This is a genomic window from Collinsella sp. AM40-7AC (genome assembly GCF_003468125.1).
Classification (GTDB): domain Bacteria; phylum Actinomycetota; class Coriobacteriia; order Coriobacteriales; family Coriobacteriaceae; genus Collinsella; species Collinsella aerofaciens_O.
Map to the genome: position 1 here is coordinate 1 of NZ_QSGK01000002.1, position 21,309 is coordinate 21,309.

General features: G+C 57.1%; 22 protein-coding genes and 1 pseudogene. 11 read left to right on the forward strand and 12 right to left on the reverse strand.

The window, feature by feature from the left end; genetic code table 11:
- Positions 1-68: 68 nt before the first annotated feature.
- On the reverse strand, positions 69-833 hold the full coding sequence (locus tag DW892_RS01675) for a carboxymuconolactone decarboxylase family protein (protein ID WP_117635862.1): 765 nt from the start codon (positions 831-833) through the stop codon (positions 69-71).
- A gap of 152 nt (positions 834-985) precedes the next feature.
- On the opposite strand from DW892_RS01675, the gene DW892_RS01680 reads away from it, so the two are divergent.
- Entirely contained in the window at positions 986-1,426 is a 441-nt protein-coding gene (locus DW892_RS01680) for a MerR family transcriptional regulator (RefSeq protein ID WP_117765231.1), read from the forward strand.
- A 137-nt stretch (positions 1,427-1,563) separates the two neighbouring features.
- Here DW892_RS01680 and DW892_RS01685 read toward each other — a convergent pair whose 3' ends face one another.
- Positions 1,564-2,202: an NAD(P)-dependent oxidoreductase gene (locus DW892_RS01685; protein ID WP_117635864.1), complete on the reverse strand. Its 639-nt coding sequence runs from the start codon at positions 2,200-2,202 to the stop codon at positions 1,564-1,566.
- A 134-nt stretch (positions 2,203-2,336) separates the two neighbouring features.
- On the opposite strand from DW892_RS01685, the gene DW892_RS01690 reads away from it, so the two are divergent.
- Positions 2,337-2,714: a winged helix-turn-helix transcriptional regulator gene (locus tag DW892_RS01690; protein ID WP_369831937.1), complete on the forward strand. Its 378-nt coding sequence runs from the start codon at positions 2,337-2,339 to the stop codon at positions 2,712-2,714.
- A 271-nt stretch (positions 2,715-2,985) separates the two neighbouring features.
- Here the strand turns inward: DW892_RS01690 and DW892_RS01695 are convergent, their stop codons facing one another.
- The gene (locus DW892_RS01695; RefSeq protein WP_117765233.1) at positions 2,986-3,609 is read right to left on the reverse strand and encodes a TetR/AcrR family transcriptional regulator; all 624 of its coding nucleotides are present in this window, start codon (positions 3,607-3,609) and stop codon (positions 2,986-2,988) included.
- Between the two features lie 29 nt (positions 3,610-3,638).
- On the reverse strand, positions 3,639-3,992 hold the full coding sequence (locus DW892_RS01700) for a dihydropteridine reductase (RefSeq protein ID WP_117765235.1): 354 nt from the start codon (positions 3,990-3,992) through the stop codon (positions 3,639-3,641).
- Between the two features lie 62 nt (positions 3,993-4,054).
- Between DW892_RS01700 and DW892_RS10270 the strand changes: the two genes are divergently transcribed.
- The 4 genes from DW892_RS10270 to DW892_RS01720 all read left to right on the forward strand — a co-directional run bounded on the left by DW892_RS10270 (position 4,055) and on the right by DW892_RS01720 (position 6,861).
- Positions 4,055-4,276: a DUF6019 family protein gene (locus DW892_RS10270; protein WP_147346295.1), complete on the forward strand. Its 222-nt coding sequence runs from the start codon at positions 4,055-4,057 to the stop codon at positions 4,274-4,276.
- Positions 4,277-4,915: 639 nt separating this feature from the next.
- A complete protein-coding gene (locus tag DW892_RS01710; RefSeq protein ID WP_117765239.1) occupies positions 4,916-5,389 on the forward strand; it encodes a LytTR family DNA-binding domain-containing protein in 474 nt (157 codons plus the stop codon).
- Complete coding sequence (locus DW892_RS01715; RefSeq protein ID WP_117765241.1) at positions 5,382-5,861, forward strand: DUF3021 family protein; 480 nt, start codon at positions 5,382-5,384, stop codon at positions 5,859-5,861. Before DW892_RS01710 ends, DW892_RS01715 begins: the two co-directional genes overlap by 8 nt.
- Positions 5,862-6,441: 580 nt before the next feature.
- Complete coding sequence (locus DW892_RS01720; protein WP_117765243.1) at positions 6,442-6,861, forward strand: YjdF family protein; 420 nt, start codon at positions 6,442-6,444, stop codon at positions 6,859-6,861.
- Between the two features lie 358 nt (positions 6,862-7,219).
- Here DW892_RS01720 and tnpA read toward each other — a convergent pair.
- The 3 genes and pseudogenes from tnpA to DW892_RS10360 all read right to left on the reverse strand — a co-directional run bounded on the left by tnpA (position 7,220) and on the right by DW892_RS10360 (position 8,337).
- Positions 7,220-7,691, reverse strand: a pseudogene (gene tnpA / locus DW892_RS01725) (IS200/IS605 family transposase).
- Positions 7,692-7,911: 220 nt separating this feature from the next.
- Positions 7,912-8,142, reverse strand: a complete 231-nt coding sequence (locus DW892_RS01730) for a hypothetical protein (RefSeq protein ID WP_117765245.1) — start codon at positions 8,140-8,142, stop codon at positions 7,912-7,914.
- Between the two features lie 24 nt (positions 8,143-8,166).
- Entirely contained in the window at positions 8,167-8,337 is a 171-nt protein-coding gene (locus tag DW892_RS10360; protein WP_158566994.1) for a hypothetical protein, read from the reverse strand.
- 122 nt (positions 8,338-8,459) lie between these two features.
- Between DW892_RS10360 and DW892_RS01735 the strand changes: the two genes are divergently transcribed.
- Positions 8,460-9,659: a WYL domain-containing protein gene (locus tag DW892_RS01735; protein ID WP_158566996.1), complete on the forward strand. Its 1,200-nt coding sequence runs from the start codon at positions 8,460-8,462 to the stop codon at positions 9,657-9,659.
- Here DW892_RS01735 and DW892_RS01740 read toward each other — a convergent pair.
- The 4 genes from DW892_RS01740 to DW892_RS01755 all read right to left on the reverse strand — a co-directional run bounded on the left by DW892_RS01740 (position 9,625) and on the right by DW892_RS01755 (position 13,420).
- On the reverse strand, positions 9,625-11,304 hold the full coding sequence (locus DW892_RS01740) for a hypothetical protein (RefSeq protein WP_117765249.1): 1,680 nt from the start codon (positions 11,302-11,304) through the stop codon (positions 9,625-9,627). The genes DW892_RS01735 and DW892_RS01740 overlap by 35 nt on opposite strands.
- 82 nt (positions 11,305-11,386) lie before the next feature.
- Positions 11,387-11,587: a hypothetical protein gene (locus DW892_RS10275; RefSeq protein ID WP_147349829.1), complete on the reverse strand. Its 201-nt coding sequence runs from the start codon at positions 11,585-11,587 to the stop codon at positions 11,387-11,389.
- A 236-nt stretch (positions 11,588-11,823) separates the two neighbouring features.
- Complete coding sequence (locus tag DW892_RS01750; protein WP_117765253.1) at positions 11,824-12,819, reverse strand: nucleotidyl transferase AbiEii/AbiGii toxin family protein; 996 nt, start codon at positions 12,817-12,819, stop codon at positions 11,824-11,826.
- Positions 12,803-13,420 carry a DUF6088 family protein gene (locus tag DW892_RS01755; protein ID WP_117765255.1) on the reverse strand — a complete coding sequence of 206 codons (618 nt, stop codon included), beginning with the start codon at positions 13,418-13,420 and terminating at the stop codon, positions 12,803-12,805. Before DW892_RS01755 ends, DW892_RS01750 begins: the two co-directional genes overlap by 17 nt.
- A gap of 596 nt (positions 13,421-14,016) precedes the next feature.
- On the opposite strand from DW892_RS01755, the gene DW892_RS01760 reads away from it, so the two are divergent.
- From DW892_RS01760 to DW892_RS01780, 4 genes are all read left to right on the forward strand, one after another.
- Entirely contained in the window at positions 14,017-14,322 is a 306-nt protein-coding gene (locus DW892_RS01760) for a DUF2992 family protein (RefSeq protein ID WP_117765257.1), read from the forward strand.
- Positions 14,323-14,591: 269 nt separating this feature from the next.
- Positions 14,592-14,783 carry a DUF6019 family protein gene (locus DW892_RS01765; RefSeq protein ID WP_117765259.1) on the forward strand — a complete coding sequence of 64 codons (192 nt, stop codon included), beginning with the start codon at positions 14,592-14,594 and terminating at the stop codon, positions 14,781-14,783.
- 372 nt (positions 14,784-15,155) lie between these two features.
- Positions 15,156-15,380 (forward strand): type II toxin-antitoxin system RelB/DinJ family antitoxin, encoded by a 225-nt coding sequence (locus DW892_RS01775; RefSeq protein ID WP_117765263.1) that lies wholly within the window; start codon positions 15,156-15,158, stop codon positions 15,378-15,380.
- Positions 15,381-18,500 (forward strand): N-6 DNA methylase, encoded by a 3,120-nt coding sequence (locus DW892_RS01780; RefSeq protein WP_117765265.1) that lies wholly within the window; start codon positions 15,381-15,383, stop codon positions 18,498-18,500.
- Between the two features lie 1,123 nt (positions 18,501-19,623).
- On the opposite strand, the gene guaA is transcribed toward DW892_RS01780, so the two are convergent.
- Positions 19,624-21,222 (reverse strand): glutamine-hydrolyzing GMP synthase, encoded by a 1,599-nt coding sequence (gene guaA, locus DW892_RS01790; protein WP_035136929.1) that lies wholly within the window; start codon positions 21,220-21,222, stop codon positions 19,624-19,626.
- Between the last annotated feature and the right edge of the window lie 87 nt (positions 21,223-21,309).

Here is a 21,309-nt window from a genome sequence, read left to right on the forward strand (position 1 = left end):
AAGCAAGGCAGGGGCGATCCAGGCCGATTTGGGCGCCCTGCTCTCGGCGGCGCGGACGGCGAAGGTATTTAAGCCTCCTTGTCAGTCGCTTTGAGATAATCCTCATCGTTCACAGGTTCCAACCACTCGTTGGAGGCTTCCTCGCCCGGAACCTCCAACGCGAGATGTGAGAACCAGCTGTCGGGTGCGGCTCCGTGCCAGTGCTTCACCCCTGGGGCAATGTTGACCACGTCGCCAGGGTGCAGTTTCTGCGCCGGCTTACCCCATTCCTGGTAAAACCCTCGACCAGCCACGCAGATGAGAATCTGTCCGCCGCCGTTTTTGGCGTGGTGCACGTGCCAGTTGTTGCGGCAGCCGGGCTCGAACGTCACGTTGTAGACGCCAACCTGCTCGGTTGATAGAGGCGCGAGGTAGCTTTGCCCGATAAAGTACTTCGCGAATGCGTCGTTGGGGGCACCGATGGGAAAGGCCATCTCGTTTTGGTGCTCGGCTTTTGCATCAGCGGCATCGTCATCCGCCCAGACCTCCTTTGCCATGCGGAAGGCCGCCCACGCCTTGGGCCATCCCGCATAAAACGCCGCGTGCGTAAGGATTTCCGCTATCTCCGCCCTGGTCACCCCGTTGTTCTTTGCGGACATCAGATGATATTTAAACGAAGAGTCCGTCAGTCCCTGCGCCATCAGGGCCACAACCGTCACCACGCTGCGGTCTCGAAGGGAAAGCCCGTCTTCTCGACTCCACACCTCGCCAAACAGCACATCGTCATTGAGCTGTGCGAACTTGGGGGCGAACTCCCCCAGGGCATCCCTGCCTGCCGTCTGTTTAATTGCCATGATCGATCTCCCCCTGTCGATGGTTTAGGTGCAAATCTGTTTCCTCATTACGGAACACCCTTTGCAATCCCTGTTCTAATGACGAGAATGAAGGTAATACCTAAACCTGACTTTAGGTCAAGGAATGAATTCGAGATTGATTCGGAGGAGCCATGTACACAATCGGACAGGTTTCGGAGATGTTCGGTTTGCCCGCCTCAACGCTGCGCTATTACGACAAGCAGGGATTGTTCCCGGCATTGGAGCGGACGTCCGGCATTCGGCAATTCGGCGATACGGAACTCGAGGCGCTTCGGGTCATCGAATGCTTCAAGAAAGCGGGGATGGAGATCAAGGACATCCGGCTGTTCATGGAATGGTGCGCGGAGGGTCCATCGACATACCCCAAACGCAAGGCCATGTTCGAGGAGCGGAAGGCCCACATGGAGCTAGAGATCGCGAACATGAACCGCGCGCTGGACATGCTGAAGTACAAATGCTGGTTCTACGGGCAGCTGAATCAGGGCGAGAATGAGACTGAGCTGAGGGCCATGATTCCCGACGGTTTGCCAGAAGATATCAAAGAGGCCTACGAGAACGCTCACGCTCGGTAGTACCAAAAACGCCCCTTCTGAAACTCAACCATTGTTTAAGATGTCACAACTTAGGCAACAAGACTGGTTGCCCCGGTACGCAACGGGAGGGTCGATGCGACTGGAATCGACCCTCCCGTTTCCCAAACGGCATGAAGCTACTTGCTCACAACCGAGATGCGCTGGGCGACGTGGTCACCGGACTCGATCTCATCGACCATGGCGATCGCATAGTCAGCGTACGAGAGCGTTGACTCGCCGCGGCTGTTGAGTGTGAACTCCTCGCCCGCCAAGATATACTCACCGGTGCGCTCGCCGTCGGCCTGGAAGTCAGCAGCAGGGGAAACGAAGGTCCATTTGAGGCCGTCCGTTTCGCGAAGGTGAGCAAGGACTTTGCCGGCCGCGGCGGACAGCGGCTTCCAGTCATCGGGGAAGTCCGGGCCCATATCGACGGTGACCGTATGCTCGGGGTTGACGAACAGCGAGCCCGCGCCACCCACTATGAGCAGGCGCACATCGGTGCCGACCAGCACATTAGCCAAGTGGATGCCCGCGTCGGTGATACCGGGGATGGTCTCGGGCGTCCAGCCGCCCACGGCGTCCACCACGGCGTCGAATCCTTCGAGGTCTTCCGTCGTGAGCTCGAGTGCGTCTTTGATGACGGAGTTCTGAGCGGCGGTCCTATTCTCGCCGCGTACGATGGCGGTCACGTCGAATCCGCGACGCACGGCCTCCTCAACGATGAGGCTGCCGGCCCTGCCGTTCGCTGCTACAACTGCGATTTTCTTGGTCATCATGCTTTCCTTTCGACCTGCGGCACTCGACGCCGCTTTCCTTGCAGCTCATACGATACGCGTCAAAGGTATATAATGGAAAGTAGGCACATAAAAGTGCTGTAAGCACCAAAAGGAAACTAATGTAAATGACGTGCATGATTGCAGACGGAGGTTTCGCGAACATGACAACACCGACTTTGGAGAACCTGCCTGCCTGCCCAGTGGAGACAACGCTTTTGCTCATCGGCAACAAGTGGCAGGTGCTCATCCTGCGCGAACTCTCGCTCAAAGGCACGATGCGCTTTAAGGAGCTGCAACGCTCGATCGGCAAGATTTCGCAGAAAGTTCTGACCAGCAACCTACGAACCATGGAGGAAACGGGGCTCGTTCATCGTGAAGCGTTCGCAGAGGTGCCCCCACGGGTGGAGTACTCGCTCACCGACCTGGGACAGACACTCAGACCCGTTCTTGACGCAATGAGAGCTTGGGGCGAGAACTACAAGGAGCAGCTCCGCGGCGGCGGGCTTCGATAAGTAGCTCCTACTGGTTACACGCCTACAGAAACCCCTCCGTCCTATCGCCATCACGGGAAACCCTCCTCCTTGGTTCTCGCCGCAAACGGCTTCGAGGCCGCGCTGGCGGTCCCGGCACGGCTGGAGTCGGCCCGCGCGAGCAGCGGAAAGGGATACACGCCCTTTACCAAGGTAGATTGCTGCTTTCATTTTCCGTTCCTTTCGCAGTATTCTCAATGCAGGTGCGCGGCCTGCGCGCATGGCGCCTAGGGGGCGTCGCCGTCACATCGTTTCATTCGCGCCTCTCTTTAGCGTTGGCAAGACATCGGTTCGTGCCGTTCGGATGCACGCAGGTTTTGATAATGCGCACCATCTCATCGATAGGCGTTTCGCAGCCGCTCCGAATCCAGTCCTGTACCACGGCGGAGAGCCCATGCACATAAAAACTGATGACGAAGGCCCGCTGCTCGCTGGGATAGCCAAAGCGCTCCAACACTGGGTCGATGATGTGCTTCGCTAGGGCCTCGAATCGCTCCTGAGCTTGCAGCGTATGCCCGTTTGCGAGCATCGCGCGATAGATGGAGCAGTTGTCTTGGACGAACTCGAGGTAGGGCCTCAGATACTCGTCGGTTACGAAAACGAGCTCATCGAGGGAAGCCGTACGGATAGCCCCGATCGTGTCTGCGGCGCTTTGTTCAAAGCGCTCGAAGAGCTTGGTGTTCACATGTTCCGAACACTCCTTCACGAGGTCAGGGACACCCTGGTAGTGAAGGTAGAACGTAGAGCGCCCCACCCCGGCCTTCTTGCAAATCTCCTTAACGGTTATGAACTCCGCGCCCTTGTTCTGCAGCAAGTCGAGCAAAGCCTCGTCCATAAGCTGCGCCGTCGTAAAGTATCTGCTCTGCTGCCTGTTCACCCAAGCCTGCCTCTCCCTGATGCCAAAAGCTATTCGCCGGCAATTCCCTTGGCAAGCTCCATTATCTCAAAGGCGTATTTCTTCTTAGAGGTTTCCAGAATCCAGCGATACAGAACAAGGTTCACGCTTGCGCCTGCGATACCCAAGATACCAAGGACGATTCCGAGCACAAACAACGTGCCCTCGCCAGGTCCCAGCACACCCATGGTCAGGCACATGCCCACACCCAACAACAGCGAGGAAGCGATGCCAAAGCTGTAGGCGAAGACGTTCGCGGGGCGCTTTGCTTTGGCATCGAGCTTCTTGAGCGCGGTGAGCTTGGAGGCGCTTTTGGGCGCGTATTGCTTGGCGATCGATTCCGCGCAGGTCTTGTCGGTGTCCATGTTTTCTTCCTTTTCTCTATGGCTTGTTCGACAACCCAAGAATAGGAAGAACGTGCAGGCGATTGAAGAACACAAACGGGACGTTGTGTCCATGTTATATCGGCGAATGTCGACACTCACCGCAACTGCTCGGAATGATGATTGCGCTGTATTTCGTTATCAAATGGGCAGTGAAAAACGGCATAAAAGAGGCCTACGGTGCTGTCACTGGCAAGAATACCGCCGAAGATATCCAAAACGAAAAAGAGTTGAAAGAACTTGGATTGGATCAAGAGGATCGATAAATCCAGTTTCACTGCCCCTAAAACGGCCTCGCTTTGTCCTCGGGGACAATGATGCTCACTCATTCATTTGAATTCGTCTTGAGGAGCGCCTTAACGTGCAGGTCGTAACGTGTGGCATAGAGAGGTCGTCCCCTGCGCTTTGTCCTTCGCGCGCCCGTGCTTACCCTGATAAGGTCGGCATCACGAAAGAGCATCGCTTCCTCGAGGTATCTATTACGGCGTTTCAGTCTATCGCCTTTCAAGAGCTGCTCCTAAAACTCGAATCTGATTACACTTTTGGGAGTTTCATAACTCTGCGCCACAAGATGAGCAAAGAACGCACCTCGAGATGAATCGACTAAAGGAATTACGCACCTGCCGGGAGGCAGGCAGCCTGCTCGATCATCGCGGACTGCCAATTGATAAACCCCAAAAGCCGGACCGCACGGCGGCGCTCGTTTCGCTAAATCGGCTTGATGGAATGGCGGATCACGGTCTTGAGCTTCAATAGCTGGATGCGTTCAGAAATAGACACGAAGGCCCTCGGGTGTCATTCAAATCCAGTCTGCATCTTGGTTCCTCGACTGCGCAGCTTGGTTAAACGCCGAAGGTTCAGCTATCTTCGTCAGCTAGCATGAGAGCAACCCGAAGGGAGGACGCATGAAGATCACAATCGAAGAGCGAGAAGCAGCTCAAGATATAGAAGTCACGATCGTCTGCGTAAGGGTCGATCGCCGCGTGCTTGATATAGCGGCTCGGCTGCGCATGCTTGACAGGAAGGTGACGGGCACGGCCGACGGCTGCACGCGTGTGCTGAGCGCAGAAGACGTCCTGTTCATCGAGTCGGTCGACAAGCACACGTTCATTTATACGGCCGACACGGTTCTCGAGACGGGCCTGCGCCTTTACGAGATGGAGGAGCGCCTGGCGGACTGCGACTTCCTGCGCATCGCGAAAGGTTGCATCGTCAACTTCCGCGCGATCACCGCCCTCAAGCCCGACGTCAACGGCAGGATCATCGCCACCTTGGAAAACGGTGAGCAGGTCGTTATCTCGCGCCAGTATGCGCCCGACGTCAAATCGAAGCTCGGTCTGAAGCAGTCGAAACGAAGGAAGGGAGACCGAAATGATTAACAGGGACATTATCGACACCGATAAAAAGACGCCCGTGGAAAACCTCAGGCAACTCGTGAAAAGCACCTGTATCGGCTTCACTGTTGCCATGATAGCCTTCTTGGCATTAGGGACTTGTTTCGCTGATGACACCGCCAAGCAGGGCATTAACTATTGCTGGTCGATTCTCGCCGCGTGCGTCACCGTCCCCGCGCTGCAGTTCGTGTTCTTCACGCCCGCGGTGATCAGACAGATGGCGTATCCCGCGCGCCTGGCGCTGTTCGACGTTTGCCTCTACGCAGCCCTCTGTGCATTGGCGTTTGTCTTTGCTTGGGTTCCCGTGAACAACCCCGGGGCGTGGGTTACCTTCACGGTTGTCTTTCTCGCCATCCTGGCGGTCCTCACTCTTGCTTTCAACGCCAAGCTGAGCCGCGAGACCCGCGAATTGAACGACAGGCTCGCGGAATACCGCAAGAGCAGGGAGACGGAATAAGGGTATAGCTGAGCATTATCGATGCTGGGCAAATCCTTACTCCCGATCCTCGGATTACCGCCCAGCGCGAGGACCTGATACCAAGGCCGGCGCAGGGCGATGCTCGGCCCCGTTCGCTACCTCAAGCGCTTCCTGCGCGGTCATGCCCTTGTAGCCCCCCGTTCGCGCGCATAAGCGGGTTCATGTGCAGGGGAATGTCGATCCAGGTGCTGATTGCTCGGTCAGCCTGATCGGATTGGAGGAAGACGACCTCATGTTCAGCATAGGCGATGGCGAAACTTCCTACGTATTGCGGTCTACCCAAGCCATCATTCGGTCCTCCTCGGTTTCGAAACTCGAATTTTTTTAAAGTTTCGAAACCGGGGGGGCAATATGCACAGGGATGCATCGAGGAGCAATTCCCAGTCGCGCCATGTCAGCAGCGATGCCGGGCGCATTCACGCGTGCTACAATGCGGACATCAGAGATGAAAACACAGTCCCCGTCGGGTAGTCGTGGGCGTGCGCTAGTCCGCATCAGTAACCTACCTCCTTGGTTGTCCCTTCTCTGCATGGTCATCTACATAAAGGAGGAACCAGCCATGCAGATCAGTGTGTCGTCCACCCTGACCGTATATCACGACGGGCAATTCTGGGTCGGGCTGGCGGAGCACGTCGAGGACGGAAGGTACGGCGTCGCCCGCATCGTCTTCGGCGCAGAACCGTCCGATGAGGAAATCCTGCGATTCGCTACAAGCAAATGGGCGGAGCTCGCGTTCTTCGGTGACGAGGCCACGGAAACAAGCAAGCCCGCGAAGAACCCCAAGCGGCGCGCTCGCGAGGCGGCGAAAGCCCTCAAGCAGCCAGCGATGAGCACCAAGGCACAACAGGCGCTCACAGCACAGCGGGAAGCGATGAAGCGGGAGTCGGCTCAAGTAAGAAGCCAGCGTCGCGCGGATGAGGCGGAGGCGCGCTTCGAGCAGCGAAAGCTGAAGCGCAAGCAGAAGCATCGTGGGCATTGATCGCCATTTGCAGCGAGCCTTAAACCCGTATACAGAAGCGGTGTCAGTTTCACTTGAAACCGACACCGCCGTCTATTGCGCCGCTCGTCAACAGCCAATCTCCGCCTTATTCGTATTCGATATATGCATCTCGAATTCGGTGCAGCGCTCGGTTAGCTTCGTAGTCAGTTCGCCCGAAGGTAGAAGCCGCGGATCTTCTTCAGATAGTTTTCACGAGGTAATCAAAACCACCCCTAAAAGGGGTGGTTTGCTCTTAGGGTATAACCCTTGGATTTCCGGCACGCGTCTAAAGGCGCCGGCCCTCACGGGGTTCGGGCCGCACTGCAGATTGACCCGTGGCGGGCCGGTCAAACCGGCGCTATTTACGCCCCGGCCCCCTATCGAAGGGGTCCTCGTACTCCTTGACGCTCAGCCGGTCGAGCGCGATGTCGGCCCTCTCCTGCTCCCGGATGTACTTCGCGATCGGCGCCTCGTTCAGGCCGACGGTGGACACGTAGTAGCCCTCGGCCCAGAACTTCCTGTTGCCGAACTTGTACTTCATGTTCGCGTGCCTGTCGAATACCATCAGCGAGCTCTTCCCCCTTCAGGTAGCCCATCACGCTCGACACGCTGTACTTCGGCGGTATCGCCAGCAGCATGTGGACGTGGTCGGGCATCAGGTGCCCCTCGATGATCTCTATCCCCTTGTACCGGCAGAGCTTCCTGAAGATCTCCCCAAGGTCGGACCTTATTTGGTTGTAGATGACTTTGCGCCTATACTTCGGCGTGAACACGACGTGGTACTTGCACATCCACTTCGTGTGCGACAGGCTGTAGGCCTTCTGGGCCATACGCCACCACCGCCCTCTCGACTCGGATTCCTTGCGGCCTGAACAATCGCAAGTGTCCGGCGAGGGGGCGGCTTTGTAAAGCCGTTTGGCCCCACCCGCATAGCGGGTGGTTTCTGATGCGGCGCGCTACGCGCCCCGCACAGGGTAAAGCCTGTAAACCACGAGAGAGGGCCGGGGCCTATGGCTCCGTCCCTCCTTCTGGGCGTTTCCCTCGCTCGCACTACCCGGCCGACGGCGCGGTGAACGACAGCTTGTCGTATGCGAAACTGTAGTTCTTCTTGATCGCATAGAAGGCGACCGACGCCATCAGCGCGGCGACCGCAATGGCGGCCTGCTCCTTCGTTGGGTTGACCTCGAGCGCGTACCCGATGGCTTCCCTGACGGTCTTCAGCGCACCCTCGGGCGAGTCGACGAGCTCGGTGGCGGCCTTTGCGATGTTCTTGCTGTCCATGGTCGTTCCTTTCGTGGGGTTAGTCTAGACGAGCAGCTTGAACGTGAGGGCGATGTGGCATGCCATTCCAGCGAGGAGCGCCACGGTCATGCACGTCACGGCGGCAGCCATCAACCTGAAGAACCACGTGTCCATGTCGCGGCCACTTCCCGCCTTTTCGAAGTGTTTATCTTCCAAACGGCTCTTGTCGGTCATCAGTTCCTCCTCCTCTACGGGTTTTACTGAGGACAGTTTCTCGAATAAGAGCCCTGCCGTTCGAATGCAGACGCTCTAATGACCTACAATATTTAATGTCATTCAATAGAAACGAGGAAACCATGTCGAGGAAGCTGACGGACATTGAGATAGCGGCTTTTCTCGAGAGATGCGGCGCGATTGAGAGCGGAACGCGACAGCGCTTGCTGGCAGTCGCGCGCCTGCTATGCGATTTCACCGACGAGAACGAGGGACTCACCTCGCAGGAAATAGCTCGGGTTCTCTCGCGACTGTCGGGGAGCAATGTGGCCGAAAACTCCGTCCGCGCCGATCTCGACGCTTTGGCATCATGCAGCCCCTTCGGAGCCGAAGTCATAAAGCCTGGGCGGGGCGAGAAAACCGGGTACCGCTGCGCGGCAAAGCCCTTTTCATCGCATGACTCTTCGCTCCTGATGGGCATGGTGAGAACGAGCAAGTTCGTCAATGAGGAGCAGCGCGCTCGCCTTTGCGCGAAGCTCGAGGAAATCATGTCCGACCGCGAGCTGGAAGAGATGGTCGAATCGATCTTTGTCGATGAGCGCGAAACCCATGAGGGCATGAACGCACTTGCGGCGATGGCCGCCGCCTCCTCCGCGATTCGCAACAACGAACAGCTCTGCTTCCGTTATCGCCGCCACTTGATGAACGGGGATGAGCTGATTGACCGCCAGATCTCGTCCGAAGACCCCGTTTGCCTCGTCTACAGCTTCGGACACTACTATCTTGAGACCTGCGTGACAACTGACGAGGTTCCCGAGGGCGAATCCTTTTTCCGCAGGCTGGACCATATGACGAACGCGATGGTATCGGGGAAGAAGCTCCGCAACCCCGGCAGGGTTGACGAGCTTAGGAGAAGGGTGGCCGCCGACGTCCGAGAGCGGATTGACATGTACGGCGACGGGACCAGCAGGACGCTTTTCCTCAAAGTCGAGGGGCGTTGCGCCCAATATGCCTACGACAGGTTCGGTCACGACTTGGTTTTTTCGCACGTCTCCGAGGACGATGCCGGCAATCCCCATGGCTACGCCTGCGTGAGGACGCAGCTGTCTCCAACCCTCTACCGTTGGCTTTTCGGTATGGGAGGAGGCGTTTTCCTTGCAAAGCCGAAAGGCCTCACCTGGGCCAGGACCTTTCGGGGCCTTTCGTCATGCAGCGCCGATACGCTTCGGCAGTTCGTCGAAGATTACGAGGCGGCGCACGAGGGCTATATCTCCATGCTTGAAAGCGCTCTGGGAGCCGAGCGAGATGCTATTGCAAGGGGACATGAAACGGCTCGGATTTAACGCTAAAGACGACGTACTCGGTCAGAACCTCTGCAAGGGCATCAGAGGCGCACCTTTCCGAGCGGTACCTTCTGAATAGGCGATCAATGTTTTCCAGCTCTTCATCCTGCGACAGCCCGCGCAGCGGAGAGTAGTAGTAGGAGTTATGGCTGTCGATCCCGTCACCCATTATCGACAGAGCGATGGACCAGAGGTGGGTGTCGTCATGATGCTCTATAGCGATGAGATGCGCGCTCTCGATTGAGCTGACGGTTAAACCATCGAGTCCCTCATTGAGGGCCTTTGCCATCTCCGCGAGGTCGTCGGGACTCGATTCGCCCTGGGCTCTCATGCCGTCAAGATACTTGAGCTGTTCTTCGTCAAGCCGTAGGCCGCCGAGCAGCATGAACATGATGTCAAGAACCTCGTCCCTGATTTCCCTAACCTTGCCTAGGTCGTAGAAGTTGGACTTATGGAGCTTCCCGTTGCGGGTGTTGTCCATGAACGACCGCAGCCGCCCGAACAGGAGCTCGCGAAAGGACTTGTAATCAATCTCAGGATCGTAGATGCGCGCGTTGAAATATTCGTGCTGGTAGCTTGCAAATAGATAGGCAAGCGGGCCCAACGTTGCCTCTTTGTCCTTCTCCGCCAGGAGGGCTGGGGTGAGCGGGACGGCAGGGTTCCGGGCCTTTACGGCGCCAAACGCCACCTTGTAGTCCCTGTTCGCCCAAAGCGGAAGAAGGTCGAACATCATCTGCTCTATCGCCTTGATGTAGCCAGCGACCGTTCCGGTCTGCTCGACATTCTCGGAGAGGGTGTTGAGCCTGTAGCGCCACTCTGACGACAGAAAGCTGACGGCGAAGCTGGCTTGCCCGAAGAGTATTTCGAACAGATCTTTGCGCTGAATGTTGCGCGACAAGATATCGATGTCGCGCTCCGACATCCCTCTTCCCATCAGACGGTACCTGATAAGAGGAAGCTCGATCGCCTCGTAGTCGCGAAGGCGCTCTTGTCTGAAGGAGCCGAGCTCATGCTCGGTGGGCAGGGCAACAACCGTGAACCCCTGGACAAGTCGGCCCTCCGTTCTCACCCTGCCAGCCACGTCGGTCAAACGGTCGGCCTCTTCCTTTCCGAAAGTCCTCTCGAACCAATCTGTTGCAGAGACGTGCTTGACGCCGCGCGGAGAGGAAGACTCGTACCAGCAGCCAAGCCTCTCGCGAAGCTTGACGTTGGCCTTATCCGCAAGCCATACAAGGTAGACGTCGTCAACCTCCCCGTTCTCCACCAACTCGAACGCCCAGAACATGGAGTTGCTCTTAGTGTGGTTAAGCGGGCTATGGTCGATGCTTGGCCATAGCATGACGCATGCATGCTTCCCCCCGTCCGCAATGTAACCGAAGCCGGCGTTCTTCCATCTTGACGTGGATGGCAGGTCGAAGGTTTCGATGGAATGCCCAGATGCCAGCTTCCTTGCAAAGTCAGCGAATAGGCCAGGCGCCGCGTCAGCCCAGTTTCGCTGCATCTGCTTCATGCTTGCGCAATTGCAATCATCGGTTCCAAAAAGGAATCCGCTGTTGAACTCATTGGCGCCTGCGAACTTCTTCGATAGCTTGATGTCCGCCAACGCCTTGTCCGCGAACTCGTCGTACAGAGACTGGTAATCCATTTCCCACCCACTTTCTCGATAGTGCCATTATCCCAGAAAGACTATGGAGTCCCGGCACATCCAAAAAGTCGAAAAACTCGCGTTACTCCCAGTGGCCGCCGGTGACGACGGTCTCCCAGTGGCCAACCTCGTCGTGGGTCACGGTCCTTGTGCCCACCTGCACCTGCTGCACCTCGCTGTGGTAACCAGATCCCTCGCCAGCGAGTATGTGCTGCTTGCTGTGTGGGAAGGTAGCGCCCGTGATGTCGGCACCGCAGATGCTGCAGATGGACCGCTCGCGCATCTCGTAGACGGGCAGCTGTTCGCTCCACGCCTCCTGGTCGACTATCCAGACGCGCCGCGTCTCCTCGACCCAGCGCCTCGCGGGTTCCGCCTCCGCCTCGTTAGTCGTGCCGGCCGTCTCGGTCGTTACGGGCGTAGCGTTCGAGCCGGCTTCCGCTGCTCTCGGCGGGAAAGCCATCGCGTTGCCCGCTCCGCCTCTTCGATTCTGGCAGGCGCCCGGAATTGGGACAGCCTTGATCAGCTTAGCCCGTTGATGGTCTCCTCGAGCTCCACCATGTAGGCGACTATCTCATCGATGCTCGGGTAGCCGCCGAACAGCATCGGCCTCATCGAGGCGTAATCGGCCGCCAACTCGTCGAGCCTGTCCTTTGGAGGGGCGAGCCTGAGTGTGCCGGGCCTCGCATCGGCCAGCTTGGCCCACGGCGTGCGGTAGAACTTCTCCTTGAACCTGACGACCTGTTCGAGGAGGCCGGGCTGCGCTACGGCGCGGCCGAGCACGAACGAGTGGCCAAGGCGGTACATGTCGTAGTAATGGCGGGAGTAGCGCCTGGGCATAGCCTTGCCCTCGGGCCTGTTGGCCTCCTGGTGCAGGATGGTGGCCTTCTCCCAAAACGTGCGCTCGGGACTCGCGGTGCGCACCGTGGTCGACAGCTCGGGCCCGAACGGAACCACGTCCGCCGCGTACGGGGTTATCGCCGCCTCCTCGGAAGGCGACCATGCCGCCATGGGTCCTATCTCCAGCTTGATGGTGTCGAGCGTGCCCGCCGACTCGTAGGAGCGCGGGTAGTCGAAGTACACGGTCTCCTCCTCGGCCCCGCACCTAACGGACGCTTCGGTGCCGAGGGACTCGGAGAGCGTAGCCCAGAGCTTCGGGGCAAAGGCGTCGGCCAGGAAGGCGTTCGTGCGCTCGATGCTGTCGGCCTTGAACCGCTCCTGCGCCGAGTTGCTGCGCGGCTCCCACGGTTCGTCCTCGCCGTAGCCCAGGAGTCGCCAATCGAGTATGAGGTCGATGTCCTCCGAGAAGCGCTCGATGAGCCCGAAAGCCTTCGACAGGCTCGTGCCGCCCTTGAACACCATGGACTCGGCGAAGCCGCTTCTGTGGAAAAGGTGGTCCAAGGTGTAGCACACCCAGAAGTCCTTCTCGACGATGGCCGGCGCAAGCGCCATCCTCTGCGCGGCGGCCTCGAAGACCAGTCTGCGCTCGCCGGTCGAGGCCCTAGCGATCCTGTCCATGCTTCGCCTCCCATATCTTCTTCGCGGCGTCGGCAACCCAGGATGTGAGCCCCGCCGACTCTTCCAGGAACGCGCTGGCCTGCTCCTCCGTGAGGTTGCGCGCGAGCGTTCTGATTTCCTCGTCGCCCATGTTCTCGCGTCCGAGCGCCTTGAGGGCCTGCACGATGGTGCAGGTGATTTGCGAGCAGTCGAGCAGGTCGCGGTTGGCGCGGTGCCGGAGCTCGATATCGTACGGCCCGTACTCGTAGCGCTTGTACGGGCCGCTGCTGACGTAGACGAGCTTCGCGGGCACCTGCGTGTCGAGGCCCAGCGCGTTGAGCGCCGCGTCGCCGGACGGCGCAACGATCCACTTGTTGGCACGGGCGACGGCGCGCACGACCTCGTCGGCGCTGGCCGGCACCTCGGTGCCCATGAGCGCGCTGCGCTCCGGCACATAGTAGACGCCGCGGACGGCGCGGGCGATCTCCCCCTTTGCATGCAAGCGCCCGAGCGCGTTGGCAGCGTTGCGTCGGCCTGCGACGTCGGAGAAGTCGGCGGCCGTGAAGGCCCTACCGGAGCCGAAGCTCTCTATGCGCTTAGCGATGGCCTCTGCTTCTGTCATGGCGTTCCTCCTTTTTGATGAAAATAGTATATACTTTTTTCATCAAATTGCCTCTGATTGCCTTGGCCGCCCACGCATCGCGCCTGCGGTCCCTCGCCGCGCCGGCACGCGCGCGTGCGCCCGGGAGCGGTTGCGTCTCCCAATCGCGGCCTGGGGTTAGCATCGAGACATCCCGAAGAGATCGTCGCTGGGCCCTTTCTCGCGCTTTGCGCGCCTTCCGACCGACGGGGCCTCGCCGAGCCCGTTGAAGAACTCCATGACCAGGGCGAGCTGCTTCTGGAGGTCCGCATCGAGCTCGTCGGCTTCTCACACGGCGAGGAGCCGCTCCGCCAGACTCCTCACGGAGTCGCGCGGCGCTCGCTGGACCCGCGACGACGGCCTCACCGCTATCTCGGTGCCGACAAGCTGCGCCATGATGTAGTCCTGCCTGCTCATGATGCGCTCGCGGCGCTGTTCTCGCGCGGTCAGCTCGCAACAGGCTAAAGAACCCCTTTTTTTTGGTTTATGGCGTCAGGCGTTGTGATGAAGATCATTGTCGTGGAAATCGCGAGGGTTTTGCGCTGTAAGCCCGAGCTTTTCAATCATGCTCGACCCGCATCGTCTTCGGTGCGGAACTGTCCGATGAGGAGATTCTGCAATTCGCTACAAGCAAATGGGCGCAGCTCGCGTTCTTCGGCGACGAACCCGCAGAGACGAGAAATCTTGCGAAATCCCCCAAGTGCCCCGCCCGCGAGGCATCGAAGGCCCTTAAGCACCCGGCGATGGGCGCCAAGGCGCAGCAGGCGCTCGCGCGTCAGCGGGAGACAATGAAACGGGAGTCGGCCCACACAAGAAGCCAACGCCGCGCTGACGAGGCGGAGGTACGCTTCGAGCAGCGGAAGCTGAAGCATCGCGGGCATTAATCGCCATTTGCGGCAAGCCTTATGCAGAAGCGGCACCGGTTCCACTCGAAACCGACGCGGCTATCCATTCATAACTCGTCGACAGTCGTTCTCCATCCAACTCGCATTCGATATATGCATCTTGAATACGAGGCTGCCAAATCATAACGGCGAATGCCGGTTTTCAGTGCAGCTGCTCAGGGCCAATGACTGCGATTGTCCCAGGCAGGGTTCAAGTTATAATCGAAGACTACAAATAAGCAGCAAATTGAAATTAGGAGAATTGAATCATGTGGAATGAACTGGGCATAAGCGGAGGAACGGCTATCATTATTTTGATTGCGCTGTATTTCGTTATCAAATGGGCAGTGAAAAACGGCATAAAAGAAGCCTACGGTGCTATCACTGGCAAGAAAACCACTGAAGATATCCAAAACGAAAAAGACTTGAAAGAACTTGGATTGGATCAAGAGGATCAATAAATCCAGTTTCACTGCCCATGAAACGGTCTCACATCGTCCTCAGGGATAATGACGCTCACTCATTGATTTGGATTCGTCTTGAGGAGCGCCTTGCCGTGCAGGTCGTAATGTGTGGCATAGAGAGAGATCGGCCACTGCGCTTCGACCTTCGCGCGCCCGCGATTAAATTGGAGAAGCCGGCGTTACGAAAGAGCGTCGCCTCCTCGAGACATCTATTGTGGCGCTTCGACCTATCGCCTTTCAAGAAATACTCCTAAAACTCGAATCTAATTACACTTTTGGGAGTGTCAAAACTCCACGCCGCAGAGACCCAAGAGCTAATCTCATTAACTCGGCCAGGCTACTCAACATATCTACCGCTCTGGCAGCATCATGTACAATGTAATTCACATATCAATCGAAAGACGATCCATAGCTAAATGTTCGACTGCAGCGATTAGGATTGGCCCAGAAGTAAAAGATTGGTCCAGTGAAATCTTCGACGAACTCGGGTTGTCTCTATCCACAGCGGCTAACATCTTCCTTCGAGCCGTGGCAAGGCGCGACGGTTTGCCGCTTGACGTAGCAATCATGGATAACGAGGAAGACGGGATGTAGATGACCCACGCCACAGAAATAACCTCCATACCGCCCATTGCCGAACTTGCACCATATGCTTCGAAAATTCTCCGTACAGCTCAGGCAGCGCAGAACGAGGAACAACTTAAGATTGAAGTCGAAGACATCCTAAGGACGATTTGCAGCTCCTGCGGTATCTTCTGGAATCCATATACGTATGAACATTCATTTCGCTCTGGAAGCTTCCGCCTAGATGCGGTACATGGATCAACGATCATAGAGTATGAGCCCCCTAGGTCTTTCAATCATATGGCAGGCGCTCAGCTTCGGCATGCGCGGCAGCAGTCAGAAGATTATTGCAATCTCCTGGCAGAGGAAGAAGGCAGGCGCAACGGCGCTTATTCCCTTGTTGTCTGGGATGGAGAGACCATATCATTTGGCGACGTGCGTGATGGCGACTTCTTTTGGAACGACCCCGAGTCATTCGATGCGGTTTGCCTCCACAGGCTGCTCACCCTCATCGACCGCGGAGGCAAACCACTCGTTAGCCCTATGGCACTCAAACAGTTTATTGGACCGGAAACAGAGGTCGGCAAGAACGTCATTCCTTCGCTATACCAAGCAATTGTCGGTGCGATAAACAATTCGAGAACGACGCGAACAAAATTGATATTCACGGAGTGGGCTCGCCTCTTTGGCCAGGTGGATGGTACTGGCTCGGAGCGATTGCAGACCTATCTCTCGAGTGCCTCAGCGATGCACGGGGTCAACTACCAAGAGTACCCCCAGGCATATGTCTTTGCTCTCAACACCTACATCGCAATCGTCGCTAAAGTGTGTGCAGTTCACGCCTTAATTGACATGGACGATAAATCCGCCCAGCCAAATACCACGTCACTCGAATTCCTCAAGAATGTCGAGAACGGCATGTACTTCAAGCTAAAGGGTATCCAGAATATGCTAACCACGGATTTCTTCTCGTGGTACTTAGGAGCAGACGTCTTCAAGCCGTTGGCAGGCGGACTACAAATCCTACTGGATAGCCTAAGCTCAATGGACTTTGACGTAGCTAGGAAAAGCTCCGAGTCCGTCATAGACTTGTTCAAGGGGCTCTATATGGAGTTCACGCCCACTCCCATGCGCCATGCCTTGGGAGAGTACTACACACCAGACTGGCTAGCGGCACATGTGATCGACCTCGCGGGGTGGAATTTATACGACTCTCTTCTCGATCCGACATGCGGTAGTGGAACGTTCCTACTTGAAGCGGTAAAGAGACGACTTGAAGATGCACACCCGCGGAATACGGCCAGTGAAATCCTCGAGGGTTTATACGGTTTTGACCTCAATCCGCTTGCCGTTCTAACAGCACGAGCATCTCTCGTCGTGTTCCTAGCAGGCCATTTCTCTGAATCCAGAAAAACTCTCTTGCCCGTATTTCTGGCAGACGCCATAAATACGGCTGACCCTGAAGACGGCGTCTTCACACATAGCATCTTGACAGAGAAGGGCGAGAAGACTTTTGCTATTCCCTACGAAATGGCAGTCTCTCCAGACTTCTACGATGTCATGGACCATCTCCGCATTTGCGTGGACTCGGACCTTGATGCCGGCGACATAGCCGTAACACTCGAACAGATATCGCCAACCGTAAAGTACCTGGACATCAACATGAAAGATGTCCTTGCAAAGACAATAACGGACCTCGTTGAGCTTCATAGAAACCACTGGAACGGCATATTGTGCTTCATTCTTTTCGACAGAATTAAAGCAGGCTGCGTGCATGACGTTGACTACGTCGTGGGCAACCCTCCTTGGGTCAAATGGAGCGACCTTCCTCGTCCGTATGCTGAATTCATCAAACCTCTCTGCGAACGAATGGATATTTTTAGCGAGGATAACTGGGTTGGCGGCATTCAGTCAGACATCTCCACCGTTGTCACATACCACGCCTTGGATAGGTTTGTCCGTCCAGGGGGATTGCTTGCATTCCTCATTACAGGAACGGTTTTCAAAAATGAATCGAGCCAGGGTTTCAGACGCTGGACTCTTCACCATGAAAATGGAACTTCAGAGAATATGAGCGTCGAACTCGTTGAAGACTACAAAGCGATTCGCCCGTTCGAAGGCGTAGCAAATTGGCCCTCACTTCTCATAATTAAACGTAATGGCGAAAATACAGCTTATCCAGTCACATATCGCGAATATCGCAAGCCTCAAGGGAAGCCAGTGGATGGCGAGCTTCTATCTATGCCCATACAGAAACAAGCCATTCCCATCCCCGGAACCATCGATGGCCCGTGGCTCGTCGGGTCGAACGGCCAACTCTCTGCTTGGTCGCAGATAATGGACGCCACCTCATCCGACAAGAGCTATTCCGCACGAAAAGGTGTCACAACAGATGCAAATGGCATCTACTTCGTAAGCACACATGCGACCAATGTGCCTGATGTTGTGAGGATATCGAACGATCCGAGAAACGGGAGGCGCAGCCTGCCCCGCATAACCGCCGATGTTGAGAGTTCCTATATCTATCCACTCCTTCGGGGTCGTGAAATATCGCGTTTTAACGCAACACCATCCCCTGGAAGCTGCGTCATCGTACCTCAGACGGGCATGTTTGGTGACGATAAGCTTCCCGCAACGTCACCTCAGCTTTTTCAATATCTCGCCCGCTTCAAAAATGTTCTTGAAACCAGATCCAGCTACCGCCGCTTCCAAAAAGGCAAGCCGTTCTGGTCCATATGGACCGTTGGTAAGTACACATTTGCTCCGTACAAGGTGGTTTGGAAGGAGATGTCAGGCTCCAGCTTCGTTGCGGCTTATATTGGCTCCGAGACGATGCCCGGTGGAACGATGAAGACGGTTGTTCCGGATCACAAGGTTTATTTCATCCCTGTGCAAACCGAACCAGAGGCTGCTTATCTCACAGCATTCCTTAACTCCTCTTTGGTATCGGGAGCAATCGGGGCGTATGCATCGGCGTTAAGTCTCGGAACGAGCGTAGTCGATTATCTCACTGTTCCAAAATTCGACGCCAACGATAAACAAATGGCTGAACTCAGCGAGATGGGAAAACGCTTTAACAGCGGCATCGAGCCAACAGCTGCCGATGAACAACGACTCGATGAACTGGTCACCCTCATCGTGTGCGGATAGAGACGACGAAAGCAAAAGCAGTGTAGGGACTTGAGTGAAGATATGCCGAAAGGAGCGGTCAATAAGGCACTATGGGATTTGCGCGGGTGCGCGCCCGTCGAAAGCACCCGCCTAGCAGCAGCGGCACGCCTCCGCATCACCATCTTCCGACTAAGAAAATGAGCGCGCGAAGGACGCGCTTCCATAAGAAACAGTCTATTCAAAAAGGTGCCCAAACTCGAGCGCACCGTCATCGAGAACAGTGTGATCGAGGGCGATTTCATAATTGTCCCAATGAGGCGCAGGAGGGCTATCCCGCGGTGCACGACGTGCAGGCGACGCCGCCTGAAACTACCGACAGGCTCACGCCCAGACGCTGGAGGGCACCCGCCCTCGACAACGCCCGCCAGCTACTAGTCAGGTGCTCGTATGGGCGTCTTTCTCCACTTCCCTCTTGTATTCAGCGCCAGCGCAGGCTATAAGGTTATTGGTGGCACATTAAGCTACCTCCAAGTGCCGGGGGAGTCCCCCGGCTTTTTTATTCCTTTAGGCGTCTCCATTGGCCAAGGAGCTCAGCATCTTTGTCGATGAGAGCAGTGACCGCGGCGGCAAGGCTCGTTACTATCTGCTCGCACTCGTCTACCGCCGTAGCCAGCTCAACGACCTGGTAAGGCTAATAGAACGCATGGGCGCGATATCTCCCCCGCCATCGAACTCGCCCTGGTCAAGTTCGATGGCGGGGAGGGCGGCGAGACGTACGGCAAGTTCTTCGGCGGTGTCGGCCCTTTCAAAAGGAACTGGCTCAAGCAAGCCCGCAGTAAGCAACTTTAGCTGGTTTCGAGACTCCAAAAGAACGGCCACCCCTCCTCCAGCGAGAAGACAGATTGCCGGCGAGGAACCCCTTGCGATGCATTTCGAGCGGCGAGGGCCGAAGCGCAGGCAAGAATATTGCAGGCACCGATCACAAGCACCACCACATATACAGCAGCGGCACAGATTCTATTGAAACCGTGCCCGCTATCTTGCATTATCAAATCTATATCGAACGTCTGCCCTACTATTTGAGGCAGCAGATCAATTCATTTATTAATGGGAGCATATCCTATAGGAAATCAAAATTCTACCCCCATAACTTAGGAATTTACTATTCCCACTCAATCGTCGCGGGCGGCTTGGACGTAATGTCGTAGCAGACGCGGTTGGCGCCAGGGACCTCGGCAACGATGCGGCCGGAGATGCGGGCCAGGACGTCGTAGGGCAGCTTGGCCCAGTCGGCGGTCATGGCGTCGCTGGACTCCACGGCGCGCAAGATGATCGGGCGCTGATAGGTGCGCTCGTCGCCCATAACGCCAACGGACTTGATGTCGGGCAGGACCGCAAAATACTGCCAGCAGCTGTGCTCGGAGTTGCGCTCGCCGGTCTGCTCAAACAGGCGCTGGTTGTAGGCGTCGAGCTCCTCGCGCACGATAGCGTCGGCGTTCTTGAGGATCTCGAGCTTCTCCTTGTCGACCGCACCGATGATGCGGATGGCAAGACCCGGGCCCGGGAAAGGCTGACGGAACACGATGTGACCCGGCAGACCCAGCGCCAGACCAAGCGCGCGGACCTCGTCCTTAAAGAAGTGGTCGAGCGGCTCAATGAGGTCGAAGTGCACGCCCTCGGGGAACGGGATCAGGTTGTGATGGCTCTTGATGGTGGCCGTCTTGCCGCCCGTCTTGCGAGCGCCGGACTCGATGATGTCGGGGTAGATGGTGCCCTGAGCCAGGTACTTCACGGGTTTACCATCGGTCTCAAGCTGCTGAGCAACCGCGAAGAACTCTTTCCAGAACTGCGTACCGATGATGCGGCGCTTCTCCTCGGGCTCGGTCACGCCGGCCAGAAGCTCGGCATAACGGTCCTCGGCGTGGACGTGGATAAAGTCGACGTCAAACTGCTTGGTGAAGACCTCCTCCACCTGCTCGGGCTCGCCCTTACGCAGCAGACCGTGGTTGATGAACACGCAGGTCATCTGCTTGCCCACGGCGCGAGCGCCCAGCGCAGCCACGACGGAGGAGTCGACGCCACCGGACAGGGCCAGAATCACGCGGTCGTCGCCGACCTTCTCGCGGAACTCGGCCGTCATGGTCTCGACCAGGTTGTCCATGCTCCAGTTGGGCTCCAGGCCGCAGATCTCAAACAGGAAGTTGCTCAGCAGCTGCTGACCGTACTCGGAGTGCTTGACCTCGGGGTGGAACTGCGTGGTGAAAATCTTGCGCTCGACGCACTCCATGGCGGCAACCGGGCACACGTCGGTGCTGGCGGTAACGGTAAAGCCCTCGGGCACCTCGGAAACAGCGTCGCGATGGCTCATCCACACGGTCTGCTCCATGGGCGTGGAGTTAAAGAGCTTGGCGCCGGCAGTGCGCGTGATAGTGGCGCGGCCGTACTCGCCCACCTCAGAGTGACCGACCTTGCCGCCGAGCGTCACGGCCGTAATCTGATGGCCGTAGCAAAAGCCCAAGACGGGAAGGCCCAGGTCAAAGATGGCGGGGTCGATGGACGGAGCGTCCTCGGCGTACACGGAGGCCGGGCCGCCAGAAAGGATGAGCGCAGAGGCGTTCATCTCGCGAATCTCATCGGCCGAGATGTCGCAGGGAACGATCTCGGAATACACGTTGAGGTCGCGGACGCGACGGGCAATGAGCTGACCGTACTGCGCACCAAAGTCGAGTACGAGGACCTTTGCGGAAGCCTTTTGATCCATGGTTTCCCCCTCTTGTTGGCGGGGAGCCGGTGCCCACCCGCGTGAATGAACGAAAATAACTTCCATAGTGTACACGTTATATGGGGT